Source organism: Natronorubrum thiooxidans (assembly GCF_900156475.1).
GTDB classification, from domain to species: domain Archaea; phylum Halobacteriota; class Halobacteria; order Halobacteriales; family Natrialbaceae; genus Natronorubrum; species Natronorubrum thiooxidans.
The window spans coordinates 229,558-253,566 of record NZ_FTNR01000005.1; the positions used below are offsets into that span (position 1 = coordinate 229,558).

The window sequence follows — 24,009 nt, forward strand, 5'->3', positions numbered from 1 at the left end:
GGCAGTGGTGTGGGCGTCGACAGCGACGCCGATTATTTGTCGACCTCGAGCAAGGCGACCCGTTCGCGAACCAGCGCAACTAGCGACGCGTCGGTCGCCTCGCGTTCGGCGTCGGTGATCTCGAAGAACGAACACAGCGTTTCCTCGGCAGGTGACTCGAGTGTTGGCTCGGTGTCGACGACGGCCTCGAGTTCGACGAGTGTCTCGAGAGCAGCCGCCTCCGAACTCTCCTGACCCCCTTCGTTTCCAGTCGAACCGCCGTCGACCAGCATCACGGCCCGCTGTCTGCCCTCGCCGACGCCCATCTCGAGGGCGTCGTCGATCTGGCGACGGCCGGCGGCGTACAGCAGGATTTCGACTGCCCGATCTCGGGCGATGTTCTCGCCGCGGTCGATGGCGCGGTCGGCCAGTTCGAGGGCATGCTCGAGGTGGGTTCGATCGGCGACGTAGCGCGCATCAAAGGCCTGGATCGTCACGTCGTGTCGGTCACTGACCTCGCCGAGTTGGCTCACGAACGAGTCGATGTCGTCGATCTCGAGTGTACATTCGAGTAGCTGCATTAGAAGTCACCCAGGCTGGATTGGCTGTCGTCGTCGCGTTCGCTGGCCGCCGGCGTTTCGGAGCCGCGACTCGAGGCAGCCGTGTCCCCACCGCTGGCCGAGGTCACCGGCTCGACGCCGTCCATCGAGGGATCCTCGCGGCCGGCGTTCTCGAGGATGGTTTCGGCCGTCTTCGCCCCTTTGAGCGCGCTCAGGATGACGCCTTTGTCCGCGCTCCGGAGGTCGGCTGGCTCCTCGATACCGACCTCGTAGAGCCGGCGGGCGCGTTTGCGACCGACGCCCCCGACGGAGACGAGTTCGAGCAATTCCTCACCGACGCCGTGTTCGACGCGCGCGCGGGCCTCGCGGACGGCGACGGTCCACTCGCTGTCGATTTCGGCGGCCAGTGACTCGGCCGCCCCGAGCAGCCACTCGGCGGTGTCGACTTTTCCCCGGAGGTCGCCGGGGCCGATCTTGTACCGTTCAGTGAGTCGATCTTCGTCGTCCTCGCTGGCCCAGTCTGCAAGCAGTTTGCCCGTCTTGAGCGCGGCCAGCCAGTCCTCGAACCGGTCGTCTTCGTACTCGCTTGGCGCGTCGCCCAGAAGTTCGGCCTCGCGTTCGTAAAACAGTTCGCCGAACGTGTCGTCTTCGCCCGACCGGAGGTAGAGTTCGTACATGTCGGGCGTCCGCGAGACGAGTTGGTACAGCCCCAGCGCGGTCGGGCGCTCGTCGGCGTCCTCGAGGCCGTGGACGATTTCGGCGGCGCTCATCGGATCGAGATACAGTCGGGAGACGGTGTGGCCGAGGCTGGTCGCCTCGAGTCGTTCGTCACCCTGTGACGACTGCTGTGTCGCGAGGTCGGCCGCGGAGGTGAATGCGCTGGCGGCGTCGTCTGTCGGCTCGGTCCCGCCCTCGCGTTCGATGAAGTCGTTGGACTCGAGGTACTGCAAGACCGTCTCAGTCACCGTCTCGAGGCGGCCCGCCTCGGTGGACTGGCTCGCATAGAGGGTGGCCTCGAGGAACTCGAGGAGTTCTTCGCGCGTTCGGGCGAAGCCGGAGGCGATAGTCGCGAGCACGTGGGTCCGCAGGGCTGGCTCGGCGGCGAGTTTCGAACGGACGGGCTCGGGGTCGGCCCAGATGTAGCGGTCGAACAGCTCCTGGCTGTCCTCGTGGCTTTTCGCGAGCAGGACGGCCTCGCCGTAGGGGTCGAGTCCTGGCCGGCCTGCCCGGCCCATCATCTGGTGGACCTCGAGGACGTCGAGCGGGGCCATTCCGCCGGCGCTGGGGTCGAAACGTCGCCAATCACGGACGATAACGCGCCGGGCGGGCGTGTTGACGCCGGCAGCGAGCGTCGGCGTCGCCGAGATGACCTTCAGCAGTCGGTCGCGGAAGGCGTCCTCGACGATCGTTCGCTGGGTGCTCGAGAGGCCGGCGTGGTGAAACGCTGAGCCCTGCTCGACGCAGTCGGCCAGATCCGCGCTGGTTTCGGTGTCGCTGTCCTCGCGGATCGCCTCGGCCAACCCGGCCAGTTCGGCGCGCTCGTCGTCGGAAATTTCACGAGTCGCGACCTGTCCCAACCGCCGTGCGGCAGCTTCGGCGTTGCGCCGGGAGTTGACGAAGACGAGCGAGGAGCCGCCTTCCTCGAGGATGTCGCGGACGAGCGCAGCCTCTTGTTTCTCCGAGCCCTCCACGGGGACTTCATGTGTCGAGCCATCGTCGAAGTTGAGGGCGTTGCCGTAGTGGACGCCCATCTGCAGGTCGATCGGTCGCCAGTCGGTGTCGACCAGCGCGGCGTCGAGCCAGTCGGCGATCTCGTCGGCGTTGCCGACCGTCGCCGAGAGCGCGACGACCTGCATTCCGGGGTTGAGTCGCCGGAGTTTAGCGAGGGTGACCTCGAGCGTCGGTCCACGATTGCGGTCGTCGATGAGGTGGACCTCGTCGCTGACGACGCAGGTGAGATCCGAGAGCCAGTCAGCGCCGTTTCGAACGAGCGAGTCGACCTTCTCGCTGGTCGCGACGATGATATCCTTCGTGGCGAGCCACTCGCTGGTCGACTCGTAGTTGCCTGTCGTGACGCCGACGGTGACGCCGAACTCCTCGTAGGCCTCGAACTCGGCCTTTTTTTCGCTGGCGAGCGCTCGCAGGGGGACGATGTAGAGTGCTTTTCCACCGCGTTCGATCGCCGACAGCATCGAGAGGGCAGCGATCATCGTCTTCCCGCTGGCGGTGGGGACGGCGGCGACGAGGCTGTCGCCGTCGGTTGCGCCGGCCTCGACCGCCGCGGCCTGTGGCGGGTAGAGCTCCTCGATGCCCTCGCGCTGGAAGTGGTCGATGGCACCGGGTGGGAGCCCCGACAGCTCCTCGAGATTCATTATCCGCACTTGGCGCGTGCTTCGGTTTAAAGTATCGTCTCGAGGAGCACTGACTCGAGTCGTTCGTCGATAGACCGATAGGGTACGGGACTGAACACGGCCGTATGGCTCCTGATCACGTCCTCGTCCCCACGCTCGGCCGGCCGCGAGAGGACGAGGCGCTCGCCTACGCGCTCGAGACGTTTCCCGACGCGGACGTAACGCTGCTGGCCGTCGTGACACCGCTCGATGCCCCGTTGAGCGAGGGCGGGGTGCTCGAGCGAGACGAGGACCGCCTCGAGCAGACCCACAGTCGCGCGAAATCGCTGCTCAAGTCGGTTGCCGACGACGCGGCGAGCGAGCGGGTTCGGATCGACGTTCTCGAAGGACGTCCCGGCACCGTCGTTCCGCAGTATGCAAGCGACGAAGCCGTCGACCACGTGGTTATGCACGGACACGGAACGACGACACCCGGATTCGTCCGGCGGTTTCTCGGCCGCAACGTCGCCACGACGGTCGTCGAGCGCACCGACGAGCCGGTGACGGTCCTCGAATGAGGTGCCAACTCAGCCGCCGATAACGGCCGCGAACAGCTGGTAGAGACCGTAGCCGACGACGATCGAACTGCCGAGTGTCAACAGCCAGAACGTGACTGTTACGCCGATTTTGCGCCGCGAGACGCCCGCCGAGCCAGCCGCCAGCCCGCCACCGATGACTCCCGAGAGGATGATGTTGTTCAGCGAGATGGGGATCCCGAGTGCGATGGCTAGCTGGGCGATGATGAATCCGGGAACGAGCGCCGCGATCGACCGGCGAACGCCGAGTTGAGCGTACTCTCGAGAGGTCGCCTGCAACAGCCGTGGTGCGCCCATCCACGCGCCGGCGAGGATGCCGGCCGCACCCAGCGCGAGCAGCGTGGTGCCCGGCAGCCCGAGTTCGATCCGGAAGAGGTTCTCGAGTGGGCCGGTCGCGAGTCCGACCTGTGAGCCGCCCGAGGAGAAGGCGACGATGCCGCCGAGGACGAGCAGGAACGACCGAATCCCGCCATCGACGTCGACAAGGACGCGTTTTCGAACCCAGTAGAAGGCAAGCGCACCGACCCCGATCGTCACGAGGACGGTGCCGAGATCCGCGCCCGCGGCGAGCGTTGGGCCACCGCCGACCTGCCGGGAGAGAAATCTCGAGAGCGTGCCCTGGTCGGCAGTCGGATCGGGGATGACGCCGAGCCGGATATTCGCGACGATTGCGCCGACGATCCCCGCCAGTAGCGGCACACCGACCGATTCGGGGATGTCGTCACGCCGAAGGGTAACTGCGGTCGCGTACGCCAGTCCGCCGGACATGAAGGGGACGAGCAGCCAGAAGATGCCGAGTCGCTGGTAGGTCGCTATCGCCGGATCGCCGCCGAGTGAGAGGCCAACACCGACCATTGCGCCCGTCGTCGCGAACGCGGCGGGGATCGGATACCGGGTATAGATCCCGATCGCCATGAACGTCGCCGCCGTTAGCAGGCCCGCGGTGGCCGCCAGTGGCGTGATCGCCACGCCATCGATCAGATCCGCACCGACGGTCTCGGAGATGCTCCCGCCCTGCATGAGCGCCCCCGCGGCCGCGAGCAGGCCAATGACGAACGCCGCCTGCATCGTCGAGATCGCGTTCGCGCCGATCGCAGGTGCAAACGGCGGCGAGTTACTGTTCGCTCCGAGCACCCACGCCATGAACAAGCAGGTGACGACAGCAGCCCCGACGAGTACCACGAACGAGAGTGCAACCATTCCGTTCATCATCGTTAGCTGACCGTCGTCAAAAACGTTCACTTTGGTCAGCCGAGCGTGGCGTGGTCTCGCCTCGAGTCCCGTCAGGGCTTTATCGACGACCGCCGAACCACCGCGTATGAAGGTCGAATACGATGAAAATACCTGTATCGGGATGTTTCAGTGTGTCGCCGAGTGGGAAGCATTCGAGAAGGACAAATCAAAAGGCAAGGCCGTACTCGAGGATAGCGAGGAGGTCGACGACGGTGTCTTCGTCCGCGAGGTGCCCGAGGACGCGGAGTTCGACGCGAAGTTCGCCGCTCGGACGTGTCCCGTCGACGCGATCACGATCTACGACGACGACGGCGAGCAGCTGATTCCCTGACACTGATTTTCGTCTCGGCGTGTGGACTTCTCGCTGTCTCGGCTCGAGGTCGAGCCCCGAGGCATTCTGCCTTGGCCGTCTGTAGACGAACTCCACACCGAATATAAAAAAAGCGCTGCCGATGCGATCGAATTACGCGATTTTATCGTACTGCTCGGACAGCTTCTCGGCGGCCTCGCCGAGCTGATTGCGCTCGAACTCCGTGAGGTCCCACTCGACGACCTCCTCGACGCCGTTCGAGCCCAACCTGACGGGGACACCGAAGGCGGTGTCTTCGTGACCGTACTCGCCCTCGAGGACGACGCTGCCGGGGAGTACGTCGCCCGTGTCCCGCAGAATGGCCTCGACCATGTGGCCGACGCCGGTCGCCGGGCCCCACTCCGTTGCGCCTTTCTTTTCGATGACGTTCATCGCCGACGTCTGGAGTTCCTCGAGCAGGTCGTCTTTCTCCTCGTCGGAGAACTCGAGGTCTTGGCCGTCGACGCGGACCTTCGAGAAGACGGGAACCTGGGCGTCGCCGTGTTCGCCGAGGATGGTCGCCTCGACGTTCTGGACGGGTGCGTCGAAACGCTGGGAGATCACGTACCGGAAACGCGCGGAGTCGAGTCGACCGCCGAAACCGATTACCTGCTCGCGTGCGCGGTCACCGACCTCGTAGAGGTGGCGGTTGAGCAGGTCCACCGGGTTCGACGTCGTCACCGTCACGAAGTCGTCGTTGTACTCGGCCAACGAGGAGCCGATGTCCTCCATGATCGGCGCATTGTCGCCCGCCAGATCGATCCGGGTCTGGCCCGGCTGGCGCGGGATGCCGGCCGTAATGACGACGACGTCCGAGCCCTCGGTCGCCTCGTAGCCACCCTGTCGGACCGTCGTGTTCGAGTCGTAGGCCGCGCCGTGGTTGGCGTCCGCAGCCTGCCCGATCGTCGTGTCTTCCTGGTCCGGAATGTCGACGAAGACGAGTTCGTCCGCGATGTCCCGAAGCGCGATGTTGTAGCCCGCAGCGGCTCCGACCGTTCCAGCCGCGCCGACCACGCTAACTTTCGTCATACTACATACATCTCCACTCTCCCACGCGTTAAATCCATCGAAAGAGACACCCACGCATACGCTGACGGAGGCGTCACCGACCGCATTCGGTCCGATTTCGACTCGAGTGCCGGCCCACCGAAACCGAACCGATCATGATCGCTGCTTGCGGACGTTCGCCCATGCGTGTCAGCGTTATTGGCGGCGGCGAGATCACCGACGAGCAGGCAGCCCGCGCCGAGGCCGTCGGCCACGAACTCGCGGCTCGAGGCCATACGGTCGTCTGTGGCGGCCGCGGCGGGACGATGGAAGCCGTCTGTCGCGGAGCCAAAGCCGAAGGCGGCACGACGATCGGTATCCTGCCGAGCGAGCGCTGCGAGCAGGCGAACGAGTACGTCGACATCCCCATCGCGACCGGGCTGGGCCACGCCCGGAACGCGCTCGTCCCGCTGAACGGCGACGCAGTCATCGCGCTCGCCGGCGGCGTCGGGACGCTCTCGGAACTGGGCTTTGCCGGCATCTACGACCGGCCTGTCGTCGGCCTCGAGACCCACGACGTCCCCGCGCTCGAGGACGTCCTCGAGACCGTTACAACGCCCGAAGCGGCCGTCGACGCCGCCGAGGCCGCCGCCGGCGAGCCATAACCTTTCTGACACTGCGCCCGAAACCGGTCTCGCATGCACCGCAGAGCCCTCCTCCGCAGCGGAAGCGTCGTCGCCCTCGGCGTCACCGCCGGCTGTCTCGATACTGTCGACCGAATGACGTGGTCCAGCGGCGTCGGCTCCCTCCATCGCCCCGGTGAAATCAGACTCGGCGATCGCGATCCAGCCGACAGCGTCGGTGTCGGCGCGATCTACCGGGACGCGGACGCGACTGACGAGGTCTCCGCTACGGCCGACCTGCCGGCGGCCGAGGCGATCACAGACACTGACTGGGAGCGAAACGCCTTGCTGGTCGTCCAGCTCAGCCGGCCAGCCGACACGGCGGCGTCGATCGGCTTCGGTCCGGGTGGGCCGGAGCGATCAGGGCTGCGCGGGCTGTCGGTCGACGCCGAGGTTCGACCGTGGAACGGGGTTCCGGACTCGCTCGCCAACGCCGACAGGCTCGAGTACACCCTGGTTCAGAGGTTCGAACAGCCACGCGCGTTCGTTCCCCGTTCTGCGACGATAACCGTCTCCGGCCCGGCTGGACGGACACTCGGGCACATCGATGCCTGAGTTCCCTCAACGCACCGTCGATTTGATTAGCCCGGGATCGCCTCCTGTCGTTTCTCGTTCGACCACTGTCGACTTCGCAGCTTTTTCGACGTTCCACAGCGTCTAGATGGGTATGAGCGACTTCGATAAGGAAGCCGAGCGCGAGAAACTTCGGGAGAAGTACGAACGCGACAAACAGGAGCGTCAGGCGACCCAGCGGATGAGCGACCTGCTGCTCAAGGGCGCGACGATGACCAACTCTCACTGTGGCACCTGTGGCGATCCGCTGTTCCAACAGGACGGCACCACGTTCTGTCCGAGCTGTCACGGCAACCCCGACGCCGTCGAGGGAACGAATCTCGAGGCCCAGCCGGCCGAGGAGTCGAGCGACCGACCGGCGGCCACGGAACTGCCTGCCCACGGCGAAGACCGCGAGCCGGCAGCCGAATCCGGCTCCACAGACGACGAAGCAGCCGTTGGCGACCGCGATGCCGACGACCAGCCACAACAGCCCGCCGAGACGCCGGCGGACAAACGCCACACTCGAGCGACCGACTCGCCCTCGAGTGCCGACGCTTCGGATCGGGACGAGGACGCTTCGGCCACCGAGACCCAGCCACAGACGGACACTCCGGGTCGGAACACCGCAGCGCCAGCAACGGGTGACATGCGATCCGCACGCCGCCCGCCAGCCACCTCCCCGTCCGCCAGCGGCGACCTCGAGGCCGCCCACGCCTCGCTCGTGCAGGCCTTAGAGAAGTTCGCGGCCGAAGCGGCCGCCACCGATGACCCTCGATACGCCACGGAGTGTCTCGAAGCCGCCCGCGAGGCGAGCGAGACGCTCGAGACGCTGCGCTGAATTACATCGAATCCGGTCGTACGCTGACTCAGCCGGTGTAGTCGCTCCCGATAACTTCCCGCATCCGTTCGGCGGTCACTGCGCCGACGCCGTCGGCCGCCTGTAGCTCGTCTTCGCTGGCGATCATCACCGCCTCGACGGTGCCGAACTCCTCGAGCAGCGACCGGGCCGTGACGGGGCCGATTTCGGCGATCGAGGAGACGACGTACTCCTGTTGTTCCCCGATGGTCTTGGACTGTTTCTCGCCGTGGACCGACACCTCGCGGTCGGCGGTCTCCTGTTCGCGACCCGCGATCACGGCGAGCAGTTCTTTCGTTTCGTCCTCGCCCTCGGTCCGGAGCACGCTCGCGCCGAAATCGACGGCGAGACTCGAGAGCGCGCCCCGAATCGCGTTCGGGTGGATATCCCGCTGTTCGTAGAGGCCATCGCCCTCGACGACCACGATGGGCCGCGAGTAGTGTCTGGCCATCGCGCCGACCTGCTCGAAGACCGATCGGTCGCCGTTGACCAGCGAGTCGACGAAGTCGGCGACGGATTTGCGCTCGACGACGACTCGATCAGAGAGGATGTAGTCGCCCACGTCGAGCGTCTCGAGGCGGATCTCGATTTGCTCTCGTTTCGAGAGTTCCCGGGCGATAGTGGCGTCCATCTCGCGCTGATCGGCGACGACCTCGATCAGGTCGCCCTCGGCGTGGGGCTCGTGGGTCTCGACTGCCTCGCCGTTGCCGTCGCTGCGATCCGTGCCGTCATCGTCGTCGTTCTCATCCGACGTTTTCCCCGCGAAATCCGTCAGTCCGGGCTGTGGCCCAACCCCTTCAGTTCCACTGGAAGAATCGCCGACTGCGTCGGGGTTGCCCCCGTTCCCAGCTACTTTCACTTCGCTCTTGTCGTCGAAGTCAGTCAGCGCCTGCTGGGAGTCGTCGAGTTCGTCCTCGAGGTCGTCGGCGACCCCTTTCAGGGCGCGCAGTTCGGACTCCATCTCCTTTTCGCGGCGCTGGGAGATCCAAAAGTAGGCCTCGTCGCGGGTATCCTCGGCCATGAGCACGACGACACGGCCCTCGGACTGGCGACCCGTTCGGCCCTTGCGCTGGATCGACCGGATTGCCGTCGGGACGGGTTCATAAAAGAGCACGAGGTCGACCTCGGGAACGTCGAGGCCTTCCTCGGCGACCGACGTCGAGACGAGTACCTCGAACTCGGCAGCCCGGAACTCGTCGAGCACTTCCTGTTGCTGTTTCTGGGTCATCCCGTCGCTCCCCTCGCGGTCGCCCTGTCCGACGAACCGCTTGGCGTCGAAACTCTCGCTCAAGAACTCGGTCAGCGCCTCCGCGGTGTCGCGGGATTCCGTGAAGACGATCACTCGCTCGCCGCCCTCGAGACCCAGCGTCTCGGCCAGTAGCATCCGCGTCTTGCGGTATTTGGGATGCAACTGGTCGAACGACTCCGCTTTCCGCATCGCCTCGCGCACGCGTGGGTCGGAGACCATCCGCTGGCTGGCCTTCGAGGCCCCCGACGAGCGGGCCTGATTGCGCTGGCGGTCGAAGTACCGACAGACTGCCTCGACGCTTTGGGTCTCGACGAGCGTGACGGCCTGGCGGAGTTTCATCACCTCGGCGTGGATGGACATCCCTTTGAACCCCTTCGACTGGTCGTTGTTGATCAGCCCCTGGAGTTCCGCGCGCATTCGGTTCAGATCCTTCTGGGACTGGTCGGGCTGGGTCGAACTCGCGACACCCATCTCTTTTAATTTCTCGAGGCGGTCCGTGACTACCTCGTTCAGCGTATCCCGGATCTCGAGGACCTCCTCGGGGAGGTCGATGCGCTCCCACTCGACGTCGGTGTCGTAGGTAAACTCCGAGACGTCGGCGTCGTCTTCGGTCATCACCTCGACCTCCCGGAGGCCGAGGTTTTCACAGACCTCGAGGATAGCCTCCTCGTCGCCGCCGGGCGAAGCACTCATCCCGGTCACGAGCGGCTGCGTCGCGTCGCCGTGGTAGCGCTCGGCAATGTAGTTGTAGGCGTAGTCGCCGGTTGCGCGGTGACACTCGTCGAATGTGATGTGAGTGACGTCGGCAAGCGAGATGCGGCTCCCAACGAGATCGTTTTCGATCACTTGCGGGGTCGCCATGACGACCGTCGCATCCGTCCACAACTCGGCGCGGTCGTCCGGGCTGACGTCGCCGGTGAAGACGACGATCTCTTCCTCAGGAATCTGGAGGGCTTCCCGGTAGAAATCCGCGTGTTGCTGGACGAGGGGTTTCGTCGGCGCGAGCATCAGCGATTTCCCGCCGACCTCGTCGAGTCTGCGGGCGGTGACGAGCAGGCTGACGGTGGTTTTTCCGAGTCCCGTTGGAAGACAGACGAGCGTGTGGTCGTTTGCGGCTGTACCGGCGAGTTTCAACTGATAAAGTCGTCGCTCGAGGAAGTTCGGCTCGAGCAGCGGGTGTTCGATCGAGGGGACGCCCTCGTCCGTCGTAGCCATTGCCAGTGGTTCATCGCCGTCGTGAATAAGGGTTCTCGTACCGCAGTGAAAGTGAATGGTGGCTGCGAAACGCACCGTCGATGCCAGTGTGTCGGCCGTCAGTATAAGACCGGTCGTCACCTAGCCATGGTATGGCAACACGGCTCTCCACGCAGCGACTCCCCGACGCCGAGTCGGTGCTCACCGCGCTTGGCTTCGTCGTTCTGCTCAACGTCGTCGGCGGGCTGCCCGGCCTGCTGTCTTCGCCCGACAGCGCGTGGTTTCGAAGCCTCGAGAAGCCGTGGTTCTACCCGCCCGAGCTCGCGTTTCCGATCGTCTGGACGGCCCTCTTTACGCTGCTCGGAATCGCGCTGTGGCTGGTCTGGCGCAGCGACGCTCCCGGCCGTCGGCTCGCGCTTGGCCTGTTCGCGGTCCAGATGCTGTTCAACGTCGCGTGGACGCCGACGTTCTTCACGCTCGAGGCGCTCGGCGTCGCGTTCGGGATCATCGTCGTCCTCTGGGTGTCGATCGTCGCCACCATTGGGGCCTTTGCTCGCGTCGACCGTCGCGGAGCTGCGTTGCTCGTGCCGTATCTCGCGTGGGTAACGTTCGCTGCCGTGCTCAATGTCGAACTCTGGCGGCTGAACGGCTAAACGCGACGGATTGATCCGTCAGTGCTTCTCGACGCGGCTGAGACGTTTCTCATCAAAAGAGTAACAATAGTTGACTAATATTTTCACAGTATGCCCGCGATCGAACTCCACAGCGTGACCAAACGCTACGAGCGACCCGGCCTCTTCGGCGGCCGGTCGGTCACCGCCCTCCACGACCTCGACCTCACCGTCCGCTCCGGTGAGATATTCGGCTTTCTGGGCCCGAACGGGGCCGGGAAGTCGACGACGATCGATATCCTCCTCGACTACGCCGCCCCGACCGAGGGCACGGTTCGCGTCCTCGGTCAGGACGTTGCGACCGACAGTACTGCTGTCCGCGACCGGATCGGCGTCCTCCCCGATGGCTATGGCCCGATCGGCGAGCGAACGGGCCGTGAACACGTTCAGTTCGCTATCGAGGCGAAAGACGCCGCCGATGATCCGGACGACCTGCTCGAGCGCGTCGGCATGCGCGGCCCCGACGCGTATCCCGTCGAGCAGTACTCGAAGGGAATGGCCCAGCGACTCATGCTCGCGATGGCGCTGGTCGGCGAGCCCGACCTGCTGATCCTTGACGAACCCTCGACGGGCCTCGATCCCAACGGCGCTCGAACCATGCGCCGGATCGTCCGCGAGGAAAACGCCCGCGGCGCGACCGTCTTCTTTTCGAGTCACATCATGGAGCAGGTCGAGGCGGTTTGTGATCGCATCGCCATCCTCGACGGCGGTGAACTCGTCGCCGTCGACACGATCGACGCGCTGCGCGAGTCCGTCGGCACCACCGCGACCGTGACGGTCGACCTGTCGTCGGTTCCCACATCCGCAGTCGATCACGTCCGTTCGCTCGAGGGCGTCTCCGGCGTCAAGACGAACGGGACGACGGTCGCCGTCGCCTGTGAAAACGCGGCCAAAGCGTCGGTCGTTGCCGCCTTCCACGACTCCGCGGTCGACGTGCTTGACGTGACCACGAGTGAGACGTCGCTCGAGGAACTGTTCGAGAGCTACACGCGAGGTGTTGCACAGTGAGCGCGGCGTCGGGACTCGGCCTGTTCGTCCGCGAAGACGTTCGTGATACCATCCGCGAGCGGCAGTTCCAGCTGCTTGTCGGGATTTACGTCCTGCTTGCGCTGCTCATCACCTACACGGCGGGCCGGTCGACGTCACCGGGCCATCGCGGTGGCCCCGAACTGATCCCGTCGGTGCTTCCCCTGTTTGCGATGTTGACGCCACTGCTGGCGCTCGGCTTTTTCGCATCTGCGATCGTCGAGAAGCGAACGGGCGGCGCGCTCAAAGTCATGCTCGGACTCCCGATCGATCGCGGAACGGTCGTGCTCGGTACCTTCGTCGGGCGGACCCTCGTTCTCTGTACGGCAATCGCCACCGCGTTGTTGGCTGCCGTTCCGGTTGCCGTGGTCCGTGGTGTCGCCGTCGACCCTGCCAGACTCGCGACCGTCGCGGTGATTCTCGCCCTGCTTGGCGTCACGTTCACCGCGTTCGCCGTCGCCATCTCGGCGGTCGTTCGGTCGGCGACGCGGGCGACGGTCGCCGCGTTCGGCGTCTTCGTGCTCTTTTTCTTTCAGCTCTGGACGCGACTTCCCTACACCGTGTTGTACGTCCGCCACGGCTTTTCGTATCCCGAGACGATCCCCGAGTGGGTCGACATCGTTGCGGCACTGAATCCCGTCGCCGCGTACACGAACCTGTTTGCCGGCGTCTATCCGGATCTCAACAGCGGGACGTTCGTCCAGCCGCCAGCCGAGCCGGCAGTGTACGAACGGCCGGCGTTCGCGCTCGCTGTGCTCGTGGGATGGATCGTCCTCACGATCGGCGTCGGCTATCGGCGGTTCCGAGCCACCGATCTCTGAGACGGATTGCTGTAACTGTTTACCGTCGATCGCCAGAACGGGTTGGCGATCGGCGGTCATTGACTACAGGAACTCGTCTGAGTGGTTTCCGGACGACTCGAGGGAGTCGTCTCGCCTGCGAGTGCAGGGATGCGGACTCGATCACAGGAACTCGAGTGCGAGCCAGGCCAGCACGCTGGCGTAGATCGGGATCGTCAGGTTGTCGTCGACGATGTAGTCGCCGAGGCGGAGTTTGACGCCGTCGGCGATGGTCGCCCCGAGGGCTGCCGCGACTACGGCCAGCGGCGTCTCGTAGAGAAACGGCGTGGCGATGATCGTCGAGACGACGAACATCGTGACCAGCACCTTCGGCCCCTTGATGAATTTGAGGCTGTTGTCCGAGACGGTACCGCTGATCGGATCGCCGAGTGAGAGCATCAACATCGCCGGCAGCGCGATTTGGGCCGGAAACACGAGGACGGCGACCGTCATGCTGAGCATATAGTAGCCATACCCCGCGAACTGGTCTTGTTCGTACTCTCGAGTGAGTTTATCGTACAGCGACAACTCGAGGCCGACGCGAAGGCGGAGGAACTCGAGGCCGATCACGCCCAGTGAGAGAACCGTCATCAGGACGCCGAATCGCGCCCACGTCAGTCCGAGGTCAAGGGAGTTCGCGAGGAGATAGAGTGCGACCAGTCCCGAGCCGCTCGCGTGGACCAGTCGTCGCTTCAGTTCGTCGGCCATCACCGGAAGTCTCGAAGGTGGCGACCTTCAGTCCGTCGGTTCGCCGATATATCGGTGACTGTCCGTCGGTGACGCAGACCACAGCACGTCACAAAATAGGGACAGCCGACAGTGTCGGTGTCCGATCGAACCCACCAATTATACGGACCGCTGTCAGTCAGGTCTGGCGCGACCGCGAACTCCTGCGGTCGCTCCGGGACATCGGGACAGGAGACCGTCTCAGGCAGTCACTCCTCGTGTGGCTCGACGACGATCGTCCCGTGGCTCGAGACGGTCACGCGACAGCCCTCGTACGAAAAGGTCACCTCGATGGACGTGTCTCGAGTCGAGATCATCAGGTCGGCGAGTGCTTCAGGGTCGATCGTCTCGAACAGCGGCGGCATGGTTAGCGGATCGCAGTTTGTGACGGTCCCCACAGCTTCGACGATCGTGACGACGATCGTCTTGGAATCCGCGTCGAACCGGGCGTGGAACGTCCCGGTGGTGGGATCGTAGCCGATACTATCTTCGCCGAACGAGTGGGACGAGCCGGAATCGGGGTGTGCCGTATCAGTCATTGGGCGGACTACTGTAGACGCGGTTGTAAGGGTGGACGCTGACCAGTCAGCGTGCGTTCGCGCCGGACTTCTCGAAGAGATGCCGGAGAACGGTCCGCTGGGCCTTGCGAAGGTGCTGGTTGAAGGTCTGTCGCGTAACACCGAACCGATCCGCCAGTTCGTCGCCGGTGCTGGTCCGTGGCGTCTCAAAGTAGCCCCCGAAGTACGCGGTGTCGAGCACGGCGAGTTGTCGATCGGTGAGCGCGTCGGTGACGATGTCGTACAGGAGGTGTGGCGAGTAGACGAGTTCCTCGGATACCAGTTCGACTTCGGGGTGAAACGCCCGAATGCCGTCCGCGGCTAGCCGGGGGTCTACGTCCCCTGGAAGCTCTCCGAGGAACCTGACCTCGTTGGACGCGACGATGACGGCGCGAGCACGACCGCCAAGGGACGGAAACACCTGTGAGACGGTTCCCGATTCCGCCTGGGCTTCGATTCGGCTGTACCCGTCGATCGAGCTGAGCAACCGTGCGTCGAGATAGTGCGGGACCTCTTCGACGGCAGTGACGAAGTCGCTCGCAGGGAGGTCGGACGTCCCCATGTACTGGACGGTTGTCTCCTCCGGCAGCGAGACGACGGAGTCGACCTCGATTCGCGTTTCGCCGCTGTCGACGCGAAGGGACGGCGGGACCGCCGACTGATCCGTCCGGAACTCGACGAGTCGCACGTGATCGCTGGTCAACCGCTCCTCGCGCCGTTTCAACGCGGTCACGTCCTCAAACGAGACGACGACGTACTCGACCTCGCCTGCCTCGTCCAGGACGGGTGACGAATTGCTCGAGAGCCACCGCTCGGAGCCGCCCGGAAGTTCGATCCAGTGTTCGAAGCCGTACTCGGGGGTGCCCGTTTCGAAGACACTCGCGACGGGGTGTTCGGCTATCGGGATAGGTGTGCCGTCGTCGTGGTAGATGTTCCAATCAGCCAGATCACACGCGTCAGTAACGAGTGTCTCGCGTGCGATGTCGAGTGTCGCTGCTGCGCGTTCGTTGGCGAAGGTAATCGTCTTCGTCTGATCGACCACGACGGTACTGACCGGGCCGACGTCGAACGCACGTTGCGCGAGATCTTCGGGTGGGGTATATGCGGCCGCGCTCTCACGGCGACCGGCCGGGTCGTCGTCTTTCTCACTCATCGACTCACTGTCCGGTCGCTGTCTCGACGAGCCACCTCGAGCCGGCCGAGTCGCTGGTGGTTCATGCTGCTGGTAGGCAGTCACCGAATAAAGGTGTTCTACTAGTAACAGATCGGAACGGACTCCGCCGCCAGCGGACAGGACTGCGTCGCTCGTGACGGCCGGTCTGGCCCATTATGTTTTTTATATCTCATTAATAATCTTGCATGTTATACTATTCGAACAGCTATTTCGACATCGCGTCGACTGCCAGCGGGAGGTTCAGTTCGTCGCTCGATCAATCTGTGGTACCGATGCGCACCATTGGACTGCAGACTGTTAGCGAAATTATAATTTGTGCATACTGCTCGCGTCTGCAACTGATCAGTGTCGAGCGGCTGTCGCTGCAAAAAAAACCTACAGAAACGCGTTATTCGACCTGCAGGTCGCCGACCATTGTGGTGTTGTGAGGTTCACAAATGTAGGTCGTCATCTCGGAGCTGGCCGTAAAGTCGAGGAACTGGTCGTCGCCACCCTCGGAGGCCTGCTCCGTCTCGAGGCCGTCGATGACGTCGCCGTCGTCGTTTCGGATCTCGAGGTTGTGGTTTGCGCCGTCGCCTTCGTTCCAGCCCATCGTGTAGTCCTCGCCTTCTGTGAGGACGAGCGTTGGGTTCGAGGTACCCGAGATGCTGTCTGGCGACTCGCCTTCCCAGCCAGCCGTCTCGGCAAAGAAAACGATCTCCGTGCCTGCTTCGATTTCGTAGGTGTCGCCGCCGTCGCCACCGTTCTCGCCGCCGTTACCGTTGCCCTCGTCGCCGGAACAACCGGCGACGAGTGCTGTCGCTGCTGCTGCGCCCGTGACCTTCAGCGTCTTCCGCCGCGTGATTGGGTTATCTCGTGCCATCAACAATGAATTAGTATTGAACACATAAAAATGGATATCCTCCATCGTTACACCGTCATGCGTTTTCATACCACATTCGTTTGCTGTATTTCTCAGCCAGTGACTAGTTGGAATTTCCACGAGGGCGATCAGGTGCGGTCGCTGCTCTCGCCCGTAAGCCGTGTTGTGCCGCCGAGTCCCCATTGGAGGAACGCAGGCGCGGCCAGCAGAGCGATGGCGATCTCGAGGCCACCGACGGCGAGAAACGCGAGGTCGTAGCCGTAGTTGCCGGCGACGGTGCCGCCGATGAGGAAGCCGCCGAGAAAGCCCAGGCTGCCGGCGATGTTGAAACCGGCCATCGCAACGCCGCGTTCGCGTTCGCCGGCGATATCGGTGACGAGCGCCATCGTCGCCGGTGAGACCAGCGCGCCGAGGACGCCGACGGCGATCATTGCGAGCGCGGCTGTGGCGACCGACGGCGCAGCGCCGACGGCGACGATGCCGAGGCCGTAACACAGCGAGCCGATGACGATCGGGATCGCCCGACCGATTCGGTCGGACAGCGCGCCCATGGGGTACTGCAGCAGGGCGAACGGCGCGAAAAAGCACGCCAGCAACAGCCCCGTCGTGGCAGGACCGAGGTCGAACGCCTCCTGGAAGTACAGGGTTCCGACGAGGGCGAAAAACCCCGCCGTCATTCGGTCGACGAAGCCGAAGGTGTAGGGAATCGACAGCGCTGGCCGTCGTCGCAGGCCCTCGAGGAGCGCGCGGGCGCTCCGGCGGCGATTCGGCGTGCGATCGGTGACGACTGTGACGAGCGCTCCGACGCCGACAAGCAAGACGGCGGCACCGATCAGTGGCGCGATCGGGTCGAGTTCGGTGAGTTGGCCACCGATGGGAGCGCCGAGGGCGGCCCCGAGCCCGATCGCGATCCCCGCAGCACCCATGTTCCGTCCGTGGCCGCCGTCGAGATCCATCAGCATGGTCATCGTCAGCGAGAACGCGCCGATCGTCATCGCTCCCTGAAGAACTCGCAAGAGGAGGACGCCCTCGAACGAAACCCATCCCACTGCAGGAACGACGGCGAGCGTGGCGTAGCCGACGGCCCCCGCCAGTGCGCCGGCGATAATAAACGGCGTTCGCCGTCCCGTCACGTCGCTTGCGACGCCCCAGACGCCGACGAAGGCGACGTAGGCGGCGAACTCGGCGACGAGAAACCACATACTCGCATCGAGTGCGGTTGTGGCGAACGGCGAGGTCGTCGCGTCGGCTCCCAGCGTCTCGACGAGTGTTGCGACACCCGGGTAGAGCAACAACTGTGAGAACAACACGGCGAAGACGACGGTAGCGAGCACGACCCGATCACGGTCACTCGAGTGCACGACCGATACGTTGCCACTGGGGGACTATCAACCCGTTCGTCTCGAAAGCACCGCTGGGACCCGTCTCACCGGTATCGCTCGATCCGACTCGGAACCGACACGCTTTCGCCGCTCGGTGGCCTGGTTCTGTCGATGACGATCACGCGTCGACGTCTGCTCGCGGCGGGGGCAACTGCCGGTCTGGGACTCATCGCCGGCTGTAGCGATATCGCCCGGGAGTCGCTTGCCGCGTCTCCAGCTACCGTCTCCCCGGCGGCCCTCGAGGAGACCGGCTACGGCGAACACACCGTCGACGAACTGCGCATCGAGCGAACCGTCGGCCGGTTCGGGTTCGACCGAACGATCGCGGTTCGAAACTGGAACGCCGAGTACGACCGCGCGCTCGCACTCGAGGCACTGGGTCTCGGACGTGTCCAGACCGCGGTCGTCTCCGTGCTCAGTACGCCACAGATTGCCGTACTCGGCCGCACGCTCAATCCCGTCGGCGAGTACTCGACGGACGAACTCGTCGCCCTAATTCAGGACCGCTATGACGAACTCGAGGACGTTCAGTACGTCGATGGGGAACTCGTCTCAATGCTTGGCAGCGAGACGACGTTCGCTCGTTACCGCGGACGTGCTCGGCTGGTTCCGGCCGAAACCACGATCGACGTCACCATTCAGGTGAGCGAAGCCGTCGAGCATGGCGACGATTTTGTGGTTGGTGTCGCGGTCTATCCCTGGACAGGGAACGTCGGGTCTGAGTCAGCCGCGGTTCGAACGCTGCTCGAGGCACTCGAACACGAATGAGCCGCTATCGACACCGTCCCGTCCCCAACGCATCGCGCCGGCGGGACACCCGTACGGTCTCGAGGGACGTGTGTGAACGCGCCCGAATCGGCCACGGTTTTTGCCGTTACTGCGACGCATATGAGTCTGTAGAAGTATGCATACTAAACATGAGCGACGACGCGAGCGACGGGACGAATACGGGCTGTCCCGAGCGCGGTCTCGGGACACGAAGCGTCCACGCCGGACAGTCCCCCGATCCGGAAACGGGGGCAATGGCACCGCCGATCTACCAGACGACATCCTACGTCTTCGACGACGCCGATACCGCCGCCGAACGCTACGCCCTGGAGGACGACGGCTACATCTACTCTCGGATCGCCAACCCGACCGTCACGGTCCTCGAGGATCGACTCGCCTCGCTCGAGGGCGGGGCAGGTGCGGTCGCGACGGGCAGCGGGATGGCCGCACTGGATTCTGCAGTGTTGATCTTGGCCGAGGCGGGCGATAACATCGTCTGCTCGACGGACACCTACGGCGGGACGACCGCCTACTTCGCCAAGACGGCGAGTCGACGGAACATCGAGACGCAGTTCGTTCCGACCCTCGAGTACGACGCCTACGCGGACGCGATCGACGAGAACACCGCCTTTGTCCACGTCGAGACGATCGGCAACCCCTCGCTCGTCACGCCCGATTTCGAGCGCATCGCCGAGATTGCCCACAACAACGGCGTTCCGCTGGTCGTCGACAACACCTTCGCGACGCCGGCGCTCTGTCGCCCACTCGAGCACGGCGCGGACGTCGTCTGGGAGTCGACGACCAAGTGGCTCCACGGCTCGGGTACGACAGTTGGCGGCGTCCTCGTCGACGGCGGCTCGTTCCCGTGGGGCGAGCACGGCTACGACGAAATCGCCGGCCAGAACCACGCCTACCACGACGTCGACTTCTCGCGGGACTTCCCCGAGGCACCCTTCGCGGCGACGGCCAGATTCCGATCGCTTCGCAGTCTGGGCAACCAGCAGTCGCCGTTTGACGCCTGGCAGACCCTCCAGGGCCTCGAGTCCCTGCCGCTTCGTGTCGAAAAACACTGCGAGAACGCCGCCATCGTCGCGGAGTACCTCGCGGACCACGACGACGTCGCCTGGGTTACCCACCCCGGCCTCGAGACCCACCCGACACACGACAACGCCACGAACTACCTCACCGATTTCGGCGGGATGGTCGCGTTCGGCCTCGAGGCAGGGTATCAGGCGGGCAAGGTCTTCTGTGAGAGCGTCGAGGTCGCCTCGTTCCTTGCGAATATCGGCGACGCGAAGACGCTCGTCATCCACCCCGCGAGTACGACTCACGGGCAGTTGACACCCGCAGAGCGCGAAGAAGCGGGCGTGACCGACGACCTCATTCGGATGTCGGTCGGCATCGAAAACCCCGAAGACATCTTGGCGGACCTCGAGCAGGCGATCGAAACGGCAACGCGAGCAGCGACCGATACGAGCGAGGATCGACAGCCATGACGACGAGAGACACGGTCGACGTCGGCGAGTTCCAGTTCCTTTCCGGCGAGTCGATTCCGACCCTCGAGGTCGCCTACGAGACGTACGGCGAGTTTACCGGCGACAACGCGGTGTTGGTCTGTCACGCGCTGACCGGCAGCCCCCACGTCGCCCGCCGGCCCGACGCCGGCGGCAACACGGCAGGCCAGGCGCGTGCCTGGTGGGGCGACGTCGTCGGCCCCGGGAAAGCGATCGACACGACCGAGTACTACGTCGTCTGTGCGAACGCGCCGGGGTCGTGTTACGGGACGACAGGGCCGGCAAGCGAGAATCCCGAGACCGGCGAGCCCTACGGCACCGACTTCCCACCCGTCACCGTCGGCGACTGGACACGCTCCCAGCGCCGGCTGCTCGACGAACTCGGCGTCGGCCGACTTCACGCCGTCGTCGGCGGCAGCGTTGGCGGAATGAACGTCCTCGATTGGCTGCGACGCTTCCCCGACGACGTCGACCGTGCGGGTGCCGTCGCCACCGCCGCCAGACTCGATCCGCAGTGTCTCGCGCTCGATACGGTCGCTCGGCGGGCGATCACCAGCGATCCCAACTGGAACGGCGGCCACTACTACGACGGCCCACAGCCCGACGACGGGCTGGCTCGAGCGCGCCAGATCGGTCACATCATGTACCTCTCGAAGGCCTCGATGGGCCGGAAGTTCGGCCGACGGTCGGCCGGTCGCGAGACGGTTCGCGAGAAGTCACCGGACCCTGCAGCCGCCTTCTTCCCGTATCGCGAGGTCGAGTCGTACCTGGACTACCAGGCCGACAAGTTCACCGATCGCTTCGACGCGAACAGCTATCTCTATATGACCCGCGCGATGGACGACTTCGACCTCTCGGCGGGATATGAGTCCGATGCCGATGCGCTGGCCGCGTTCGAGGGCGAACTACTCGTGCTCTCGTTTACCGGCGACTGGCATTTCACCGTCGAGCAGTCAGAATCGCTGGCCGAGGCCTGTCGGAAGGCGGACGTCGACGTCGCACACCACGTCGTCGAATCCGACCACGGCCACGACGCCTTCCTCGTCGAACCCGAGAAGGTTGGCCCGCCGCTAGACGAACTGCTCGAGGAGGGACTCGCCGGGCGGACGATCACCGACACCGCCACCGAACCCGAACTCGAGGAGAACGAATCGTTCGCGCCGGTCCATACGAGTCTTTTCTCAGAGTGAGCCTCGTCTACGACTGAGACGGATTGCTGTCCGTCAGTACTGACGCGGCGCGACCGTGACCCGCGTACGGTTGCGCTAGGAATCAGGAACGGTACCTTCTCTCGAGACGATCGAAACAGCCTCTCGAAGCGGTTAGGCTGTCGCTTGCTGACCGTCCGGAACGAGATTGCGCATGACGTAGACGGTCCCAGCAGCGATCCCGCCAACGAGCAGTCCGAGGACGATTCCGTTGACGATCAGCCCGGCAACATCGATGCTGATACTGTCGATCTGCGAGGCTGCGAGAAACGACGAGAGGACCCACAGCACGACTGTGCCTGCAAGCGTTCCCGCAGCACCCGTGATCATCGTCTGTCGGTCGTCAACTCCCATCCGATTGCCGAGATATCCACCGACGAACAGCGCTAGCAGTGCGGCGATGTATGGTGCGGTACTGATCGGGATCTGTGCGAACGTCAGCGCGAGGAGGTCGCCGCCGGAACCGGGGACGTCGAGGATGGCTTGGTCAATAACGTTTCCGAAAATGACCATCAGTCCCATACCGGCACCCAACAGCGCGTAGAGTGCCACGATCGCTTTGACGTACGCCTGCGTGAGTGGTTTTGTAAGCACATCCGTGATCGATTCTTGCTCCACTCCGGACTGCGGTGGCTGTCTCTGGGTCGAGTTGTCCGTGTCGTACCCGGACGTACCATCTGCCTCTAGATTTGAATCTGACATCATCTCTCGATTCGATGTCAGCCATTTATTACTTCCGGAATGACTGTCTCTTTTGCGTACATCATTCAAAAAACGGTTGAATGATACTTTCCGAGCGAATTCATTGATGAGGTCGAATGGCTACGATCGTTCCTATCGGATACTGATCACTAACTACGCACTGCTCGATCGGTCCGGGTTCGTCACGGTGTGGACGACGACATGAGGCCAACTGCTGGCCGTCTCGTACAGTTGTTGTCAGCCAGTTCCGGCGCGACCGCAGGACTGCTCGCGGTCACACCGGCCACTCGGTACAGCAGATCGTCTCAGTTGTTTGTATAGTGGTCGCGGTCGAACGAGACGTACTGTTCAGTAGTCAGCGTGGAATCGTCACTGGAGATCCATCGACGCAGATCATGGACGAACAGAGCCGGGCTTTCCAGGCGGAACAGCCGCGACGAGAGGACGTTACTGGATGGGGATCGGATCAGCGCGATCAGCGACCACATCGTTCCCGCGGCGAGCGCACCGGCGGCCGAGAAGGTCATTCCGAGCGTAAAGAACGTTATCGCGTAGACGAATCCGATCCCCATCGAGGGAAGGCTCGTCCCGAGTGGTACGCGTGCACTGGCGTCACGAAGCGTCGGTGCCAGAAAGACGATCGAGAGGCCGCTTCCGAGCATGAATACAAGGTCTTGCCACATCATGCATCTACTTACTCGACCTCGAGTTAATAGGTTTCTCGGTATCAAAAACAGCTCTCGAGCCCAATTTTCGCCGGTAGAAGAGTGTTCGAACGAACTGAGAGACGGCCCGCTACTGGTCGGCAGCTGGGAGAACGTCCGCTTCGAGCAGTTCCGTTCGGGCCTCGCCCATCGTGGTCACGACGACGTCGCAGTGGGGTTCGACCGCCGGTTTGGGGACGAAGCCGATTGCGAGACCAGCGACGTTCAGCATCGGGAGATCGTTTGCGCCGTCACCGATTGCGACGGTGTCTTCGAGGTCGACGCCGACGTCCGCGGCGAGGGTCTCGAGGGCGTCGTCTTTGGTGCCTTCGATGAGAGAGCCTTCGACGTCGCCGGTCAGTTCAGTTTCGTCGTCGGTCATCGGAAGTCGGTTCGAGACGATGTGATCGACGGACGTCCCCTCACGCTCGAGGGCGGCCGCGACGCCGCGTTCGAAGCCACCGGTGAGGATCGCGGTCGTCACGCCGGCGTCGTTCAGTTCCTCGATGAGGTCGGCCGCGCCCTCGCGGAGTTCGACCTGCTCGAAGGCGGCCCGAGCGTCTTCGGCGGACAATCCCTCGAGGAGGGCGGCCCGCTTGCGAAGGCTCTCAGCGTAGTCGATCTCGTCGTTCATTGATTGCTCGGTGATCTCGGCCATCTCGTCGGCGACACCGCAGCGATCGCCGAGCAGGACGGTCATCTCGGAGTCCGAAAGCGTTCCGTCGAAGTCGAAAGCGACGACTGTCATCGGGCGCTGATTGTGCGCCCCCGGATAAACCAGTTCAGGTTTCCGCTCGTCCGACGCCACGCTGACCGGTTACAGCTCGTCGCCCTCGACTGGCGTCTTAACGATCGTCACCGGCCGCGACGCGAGCCGTGCGACGCGATCGGTGACGCTTCCCAGCAGCCGGCGGTACTCGCCCGAGCGCGCTTTCGAGCCCAGTACGAGCAGGTCGACGTCCGCCTCGTCCGCATAGGCGAGGATCTCCTCGTGTGGTGCGCCGTGTCTGACCGCCGTCGTCGGCTCGAGCCCGGCCTCCTGTGCCGCCTCGGCGGCCGACTCGAGGGCATCCTCGCCCGCTTGCTCGAGGGCGGCCTCGAGGCCCTCGAACTCGTGGACGTACTCGTCGCCGGTGTAGGAGCTGTAGACGTCGCTGTCGACGACGTACAGCAGGTGGAGCTCGGCACCGGTCGACTCCGCGACGGCGATCGCGTGTTCGGTTGCCAGTTCCGTCCCTTTCTCGGCATCGGTCGGCAACAGGATGCGGTCGTACATATGTATGTCTACGCGCGACTGACGAATAA

General features: G+C 64.2%; 25 protein-coding genes. 11 read left to right on the top strand and 14 right to left on the bottom strand.

The genetic code is table 11. From position 1 onward, the window contains the following. Positions 1 to 32: 32 nt before the first annotated feature. Positions 33 to 560 carry a KEOPS complex subunit Cgi121 gene (cgi121, locus tag BW940_RS09240; protein WP_076608908.1) on the bottom strand — a complete coding sequence of 176 codons (528 nt, stop codon included), beginning with the start codon at positions 558 to 560 and terminating at the stop codon, positions 33 to 35. Beyond that, entirely contained in the window at positions 560 to 2,911 is a 2,352-nt protein-coding gene (locus BW940_RS09245; protein ID WP_076608909.1) for an ATP-dependent DNA helicase, read from the bottom strand. The genes cgi121 and BW940_RS09245 overlap by 1 nt, the downstream gene beginning before the upstream one ends. A 104-nt stretch (positions 2,912 to 3,015) precedes the next feature. Between BW940_RS09245 and BW940_RS09250 the strand changes: the two genes are divergently transcribed. Further along, positions 3,016 to 3,447, top strand: coding sequence for a universal stress protein (locus BW940_RS09250; protein WP_076608910.1), 432 nt, complete (start codon positions 3,016 to 3,018; stop codon positions 3,445 to 3,447). Between the two features lie 9 nt (positions 3,448 to 3,456). Here BW940_RS09250 and BW940_RS09255 read toward each other — a convergent pair whose 3' ends face one another. Beyond that, positions 3,457 to 4,665, bottom strand: a complete 1,209-nt coding sequence (locus tag BW940_RS09255) for an inorganic phosphate transporter (protein ID WP_076608952.1) — start codon at positions 4,663 to 4,665, stop codon at positions 3,457 to 3,459. 118 nt (positions 4,666 to 4,783) lie between these two features. Here BW940_RS09255 and BW940_RS09260 point away from each other — a divergent pair, with 118 nt between their 5' ends. Continuing rightward, on the top strand, positions 4,784 to 5,029 hold the full coding sequence (locus tag BW940_RS09260) for a ferredoxin (RefSeq protein ID WP_076608911.1): 246 nt from the start codon (positions 4,784 to 4,786) through the stop codon (positions 5,027 to 5,029). Between the two features lie 132 nt (positions 5,030 to 5,161). On the opposite strand, the gene mdh is transcribed toward BW940_RS09260, so the two are convergent. Next, a complete protein-coding gene (gene mdh, locus BW940_RS09265; protein ID WP_076608912.1) occupies positions 5,162 to 6,076 on the bottom strand; it encodes a malate dehydrogenase in 915 nt (304 codons plus the stop codon). 161 nt (positions 6,077 to 6,237) lie between these two features. Here mdh and BW940_RS09270 point away from each other — a divergent pair, with 161 nt between their 5' ends. The 3 genes from BW940_RS09270 to BW940_RS09280 all read left to right on the top strand — a co-directional run bounded on the left by BW940_RS09270 (position 6,238) and on the right by BW940_RS09280 (position 8,110). After that, entirely contained in the window at positions 6,238 to 6,699 is a 462-nt protein-coding gene (locus BW940_RS09270; RefSeq protein ID WP_076608913.1) for a TIGR00725 family protein, read from the top strand. 33 nt (positions 6,700 to 6,732) lie between these two features. Next, positions 6,733 to 7,272 carry a hypothetical protein gene (locus tag BW940_RS09275; protein WP_076608914.1) on the top strand — a complete coding sequence of 180 codons (540 nt, stop codon included), beginning with the start codon at positions 6,733 to 6,735 and terminating at the stop codon, positions 7,270 to 7,272. Positions 7,273 to 7,384: 112 nt separating this feature from the next. Beyond that, complete coding sequence (locus tag BW940_RS09280) at positions 7,385 to 8,110, top strand: Sjogren's syndrome/scleroderma autoantigen 1 family protein (RefSeq protein WP_076608915.1); 726 nt, start codon at positions 7,385 to 7,387, stop codon at positions 8,108 to 8,110. A 28-nt stretch (positions 8,111 to 8,138) separates the two neighbouring features. Here BW940_RS09280 and BW940_RS09285 read toward each other — a convergent pair whose 3' ends face one another. Beyond that, positions 8,139 to 10,592: a DEAD/DEAH box helicase gene (locus BW940_RS09285; RefSeq protein ID WP_076608916.1), complete on the bottom strand. Its 2,454-nt coding sequence runs from the start codon at positions 10,590 to 10,592 to the stop codon at positions 8,139 to 8,141. A 131-nt stretch (positions 10,593 to 10,723) separates the two neighbouring features. Here BW940_RS09285 and BW940_RS09290 point away from each other — a divergent pair, with 131 nt between their 5' ends. The 3 genes from BW940_RS09290 to BW940_RS09300 all read left to right on the top strand — a co-directional run bounded on the left by BW940_RS09290 (position 10,724) and on the right by BW940_RS09300 (position 13,089). Beyond that, positions 10,724 to 11,224, top strand: a complete 501-nt coding sequence (locus BW940_RS09290) for a TspO/MBR family protein (protein WP_076608917.1) — start codon at positions 10,724 to 10,726, stop codon at positions 11,222 to 11,224. 90 nt (positions 11,225 to 11,314) lie between these two features. Next, positions 11,315 to 12,250: an ABC transporter ATP-binding protein gene (locus tag BW940_RS09295; RefSeq protein ID WP_076608918.1), complete on the top strand. Its 936-nt coding sequence runs from the start codon at positions 11,315 to 11,317 to the stop codon at positions 12,248 to 12,250. Continuing rightward, the gene (locus tag BW940_RS09300; RefSeq protein ID WP_076608919.1) at positions 12,247 to 13,089 is read left to right on the top strand and encodes an ABC transporter permease subunit; all 843 of its coding nucleotides are present in this window, start codon (positions 12,247 to 12,249) and stop codon (positions 13,087 to 13,089) included. The genes BW940_RS09295 and BW940_RS09300 overlap by 4 nt, the downstream gene beginning before the upstream one ends. 141 nt (positions 13,090 to 13,230) lie before the next feature. Here the strand turns inward: BW940_RS09300 and BW940_RS09305 are convergent, their stop codons facing one another. The 5 genes from BW940_RS09305 to BW940_RS09325 form a co-directional block, all read right to left on the bottom strand. After that, positions 13,231 to 13,815 (bottom strand): diacylglycerol/polyprenol kinase family protein, encoded by a 585-nt coding sequence (locus BW940_RS09305; protein WP_076608920.1) that lies wholly within the window; start codon positions 13,813 to 13,815, stop codon positions 13,231 to 13,233. Between the two features lie 227 nt (positions 13,816 to 14,042). After that, entirely contained in the window at positions 14,043 to 14,372 is a 330-nt protein-coding gene (locus BW940_RS09310; RefSeq protein WP_076608921.1) for a HalOD1 output domain-containing protein, read from the bottom strand. Positions 14,373 to 14,418: 46 nt separating this feature from the next. Then, positions 14,419 to 15,543, bottom strand: a complete 1,125-nt coding sequence (locus tag BW940_RS09315; RefSeq protein ID WP_076608922.1) for a helix-turn-helix domain-containing protein — start codon at positions 15,541 to 15,543, stop codon at positions 14,419 to 14,421. Between the two features lie 409 nt (positions 15,544 to 15,952). Beyond that, positions 15,953 to 16,426, bottom strand: coding sequence for a plastocyanin/azurin family copper-binding protein (locus tag BW940_RS09320; RefSeq protein WP_076608923.1), 474 nt, complete (start codon positions 16,424 to 16,426; stop codon positions 15,953 to 15,955). A 128-nt stretch (positions 16,427 to 16,554) separates the two neighbouring features. Then, a complete protein-coding gene (locus tag BW940_RS09325; protein WP_076608924.1) occupies positions 16,555 to 17,787 on the bottom strand; it encodes an MFS transporter in 1,233 nt (410 codons plus the stop codon). A gap of 132 nt (positions 17,788 to 17,919) precedes the next feature. On the opposite strand from BW940_RS09325, the gene BW940_RS09330 reads away from it, so the two are divergent. The 3 genes from BW940_RS09330 (at position 17,920) to metX (ending at position 21,280) form a co-directional block, all read left to right on the top strand. Continuing rightward, positions 17,920 to 18,576: a DUF6517 family protein gene (locus tag BW940_RS09330; RefSeq protein WP_076608953.1), complete on the top strand. Its 657-nt coding sequence runs from the start codon at positions 17,920 to 17,922 to the stop codon at positions 18,574 to 18,576. 149 nt (positions 18,577 to 18,725) lie between these two features. Next, a complete protein-coding gene (locus tag BW940_RS09335) occupies positions 18,726 to 20,072 on the top strand; it encodes an O-acetylhomoserine aminocarboxypropyltransferase/cysteine synthase family protein (protein ID WP_076608925.1) in 1,347 nt (448 codons plus the stop codon). Next, entirely contained in the window at positions 20,069 to 21,280 is a 1,212-nt protein-coding gene (gene metX, locus BW940_RS09340) for a homoserine O-acetyltransferase MetX (protein WP_076608926.1), read from the top strand. The genes BW940_RS09335 and metX overlap by 4 nt, the downstream gene beginning before the upstream one ends. Before the next feature lie 132 nt (positions 21,281 to 21,412). Here the strand turns inward: metX and BW940_RS09345 are convergent, their stop codons facing one another. The 4 genes from BW940_RS09345 to BW940_RS09360 form a co-directional block, all read right to left on the bottom strand. Further along, positions 21,413 to 22,000: a hypothetical protein gene (locus tag BW940_RS09345; protein ID WP_076608954.1), complete on the bottom strand. Its 588-nt coding sequence runs from the start codon at positions 21,998 to 22,000 to the stop codon at positions 21,413 to 21,415. 305 nt (positions 22,001 to 22,305) lie between these two features. Continuing rightward, a complete protein-coding gene (locus tag BW940_RS09350) occupies positions 22,306 to 22,686 on the bottom strand; it encodes a hypothetical protein (RefSeq protein WP_076608927.1) in 381 nt (126 codons plus the stop codon). A 109-nt stretch (positions 22,687 to 22,795) separates the two neighbouring features. Beyond that, complete coding sequence (gene serB, locus BW940_RS09355; protein ID WP_076608955.1) at positions 22,796 to 23,452, bottom strand: phosphoserine phosphatase SerB; 657 nt, start codon at positions 23,450 to 23,452, stop codon at positions 22,796 to 22,798. Between the two features lie 69 nt (positions 23,453 to 23,521). Then, positions 23,522 to 23,980, bottom strand: coding sequence for a universal stress protein (locus BW940_RS09360; protein WP_076608928.1), 459 nt, complete (start codon positions 23,978 to 23,980; stop codon positions 23,522 to 23,524). Positions 23,981 to 24,009 lie beyond the last annotated feature (29 nt).

What these genes read in the sequence shown, in the direction of transcription:
- cgi121 (WP_076608908.1), bottom strand. Translation starts at nt 560, where the DNA reads ATGCAGCTACTCGAATGTACACTCGAGATCGACGACATCGACTCGTTC.
- BW940_RS09245 (WP_076608909.1), bottom strand. Translation starts at nt 2,911, where the DNA reads ATGAATCTCGAGGAGCTGTCGGGGCTCCCACCCGGTGCCATCGACCAC.
- BW940_RS09250 (WP_076608910.1), top strand. Translation starts at nt 3,016, where the DNA reads ATGGCTCCTGATCACGTCCTCGTCCCCACGCTCGGCCGGCCGCGAGAG.
- BW940_RS09255 (WP_076608952.1), bottom strand. Translation starts at nt 4,665, where the DNA reads ATGGTTGCACTCTCGTTCGTGGTACTCGTCGGGGCTGCTGTCGTCACC.
- BW940_RS09260 (WP_076608911.1), top strand. Translation starts at nt 4,784, where the DNA reads ATGAAGGTCGAATACGATGAAAATACCTGTATCGGGATGTTTCAGTGT.
- mdh (WP_076608912.1), bottom strand. Translation starts at nt 6,076, where the DNA reads ATGACGAAAGTTAGCGTGGTCGGCGCGGCTGGAACGGTCGGAGCCGCT.
- BW940_RS09270 (WP_076608913.1), top strand. Translation starts at nt 6,238, where the DNA reads ATGCGTGTCAGCGTTATTGGCGGCGGCGAGATCACCGACGAGCAGGCA.
- BW940_RS09275 (WP_076608914.1), top strand. Translation starts at nt 6,733, where the DNA reads ATGCACCGCAGAGCCCTCCTCCGCAGCGGAAGCGTCGTCGCCCTCGGC.
- BW940_RS09280 (WP_076608915.1), top strand. Translation starts at nt 7,385, where the DNA reads ATGAGCGACTTCGATAAGGAAGCCGAGCGCGAGAAACTTCGGGAGAAG.
- BW940_RS09285 (WP_076608916.1), bottom strand. Translation starts at nt 10,592, where the DNA reads ATGGCTACGACGGACGAGGGCGTCCCCTCGATCGAACACCCGCTGCTC.
- BW940_RS09290 (WP_076608917.1), top strand. Translation starts at nt 10,724, where the DNA reads ATGGCAACACGGCTCTCCACGCAGCGACTCCCCGACGCCGAGTCGGTG.
- BW940_RS09295 (WP_076608918.1), top strand. Translation starts at nt 11,315, where the DNA reads ATGCCCGCGATCGAACTCCACAGCGTGACCAAACGCTACGAGCGACCC.
- BW940_RS09305 (WP_076608920.1), bottom strand. Translation starts at nt 13,815, where the DNA reads ATGGCCGACGAACTGAAGCGACGACTGGTCCACGCGAGCGGCTCGGGA.
- BW940_RS09310 (WP_076608921.1), bottom strand. Translation starts at nt 14,372, where the DNA reads ATGACTGATACGGCACACCCCGATTCCGGCTCGTCCCACTCGTTCGGC.
- BW940_RS09315 (WP_076608922.1), bottom strand. Translation starts at nt 15,543, where the DNA reads ATGAGTGAGAAAGACGACGACCCGGCCGGTCGCCGTGAGAGCGCGGCC.
- BW940_RS09320 (WP_076608923.1), bottom strand. Translation starts at nt 16,426, where the DNA reads ATGGCACGAGATAACCCAATCACGCGGCGGAAGACGCTGAAGGTCACG.
- BW940_RS09330 (WP_076608953.1), top strand. Translation starts at nt 17,920, where the DNA reads ATGACGATCACGCGTCGACGTCTGCTCGCGGCGGGGGCAACTGCCGGT.
- BW940_RS09335 (WP_076608925.1), top strand. Translation starts at nt 18,726, where the DNA reads ATGAGCGACGACGCGAGCGACGGGACGAATACGGGCTGTCCCGAGCGC.
- metX (WP_076608926.1), top strand. Translation starts at nt 20,069, where the DNA reads ATGACGACGAGAGACACGGTCGACGTCGGCGAGTTCCAGTTCCTTTCC.
- BW940_RS09345 (WP_076608954.1), bottom strand. Translation starts at nt 22,000, where the DNA reads ATGTCAGATTCAAATCTAGAGGCAGATGGTACGTCCGGGTACGACACG.
- BW940_RS09350 (WP_076608927.1), bottom strand. Translation starts at nt 22,686, where the DNA reads ATGATGTGGCAAGACCTTGTATTCATGCTCGGAAGCGGCCTCTCGATC.
- serB (WP_076608955.1), bottom strand. Translation starts at nt 23,452, where the DNA reads ATGACAGTCGTCGCTTTCGACTTCGACGGAACGCTTTCGGACTCCGAG.
- BW940_RS09360 (WP_076608928.1), bottom strand. Translation starts at nt 23,980, where the DNA reads ATGTACGACCGCATCCTGTTGCCGACCGATGCCGAGAAAGGGACGGAA.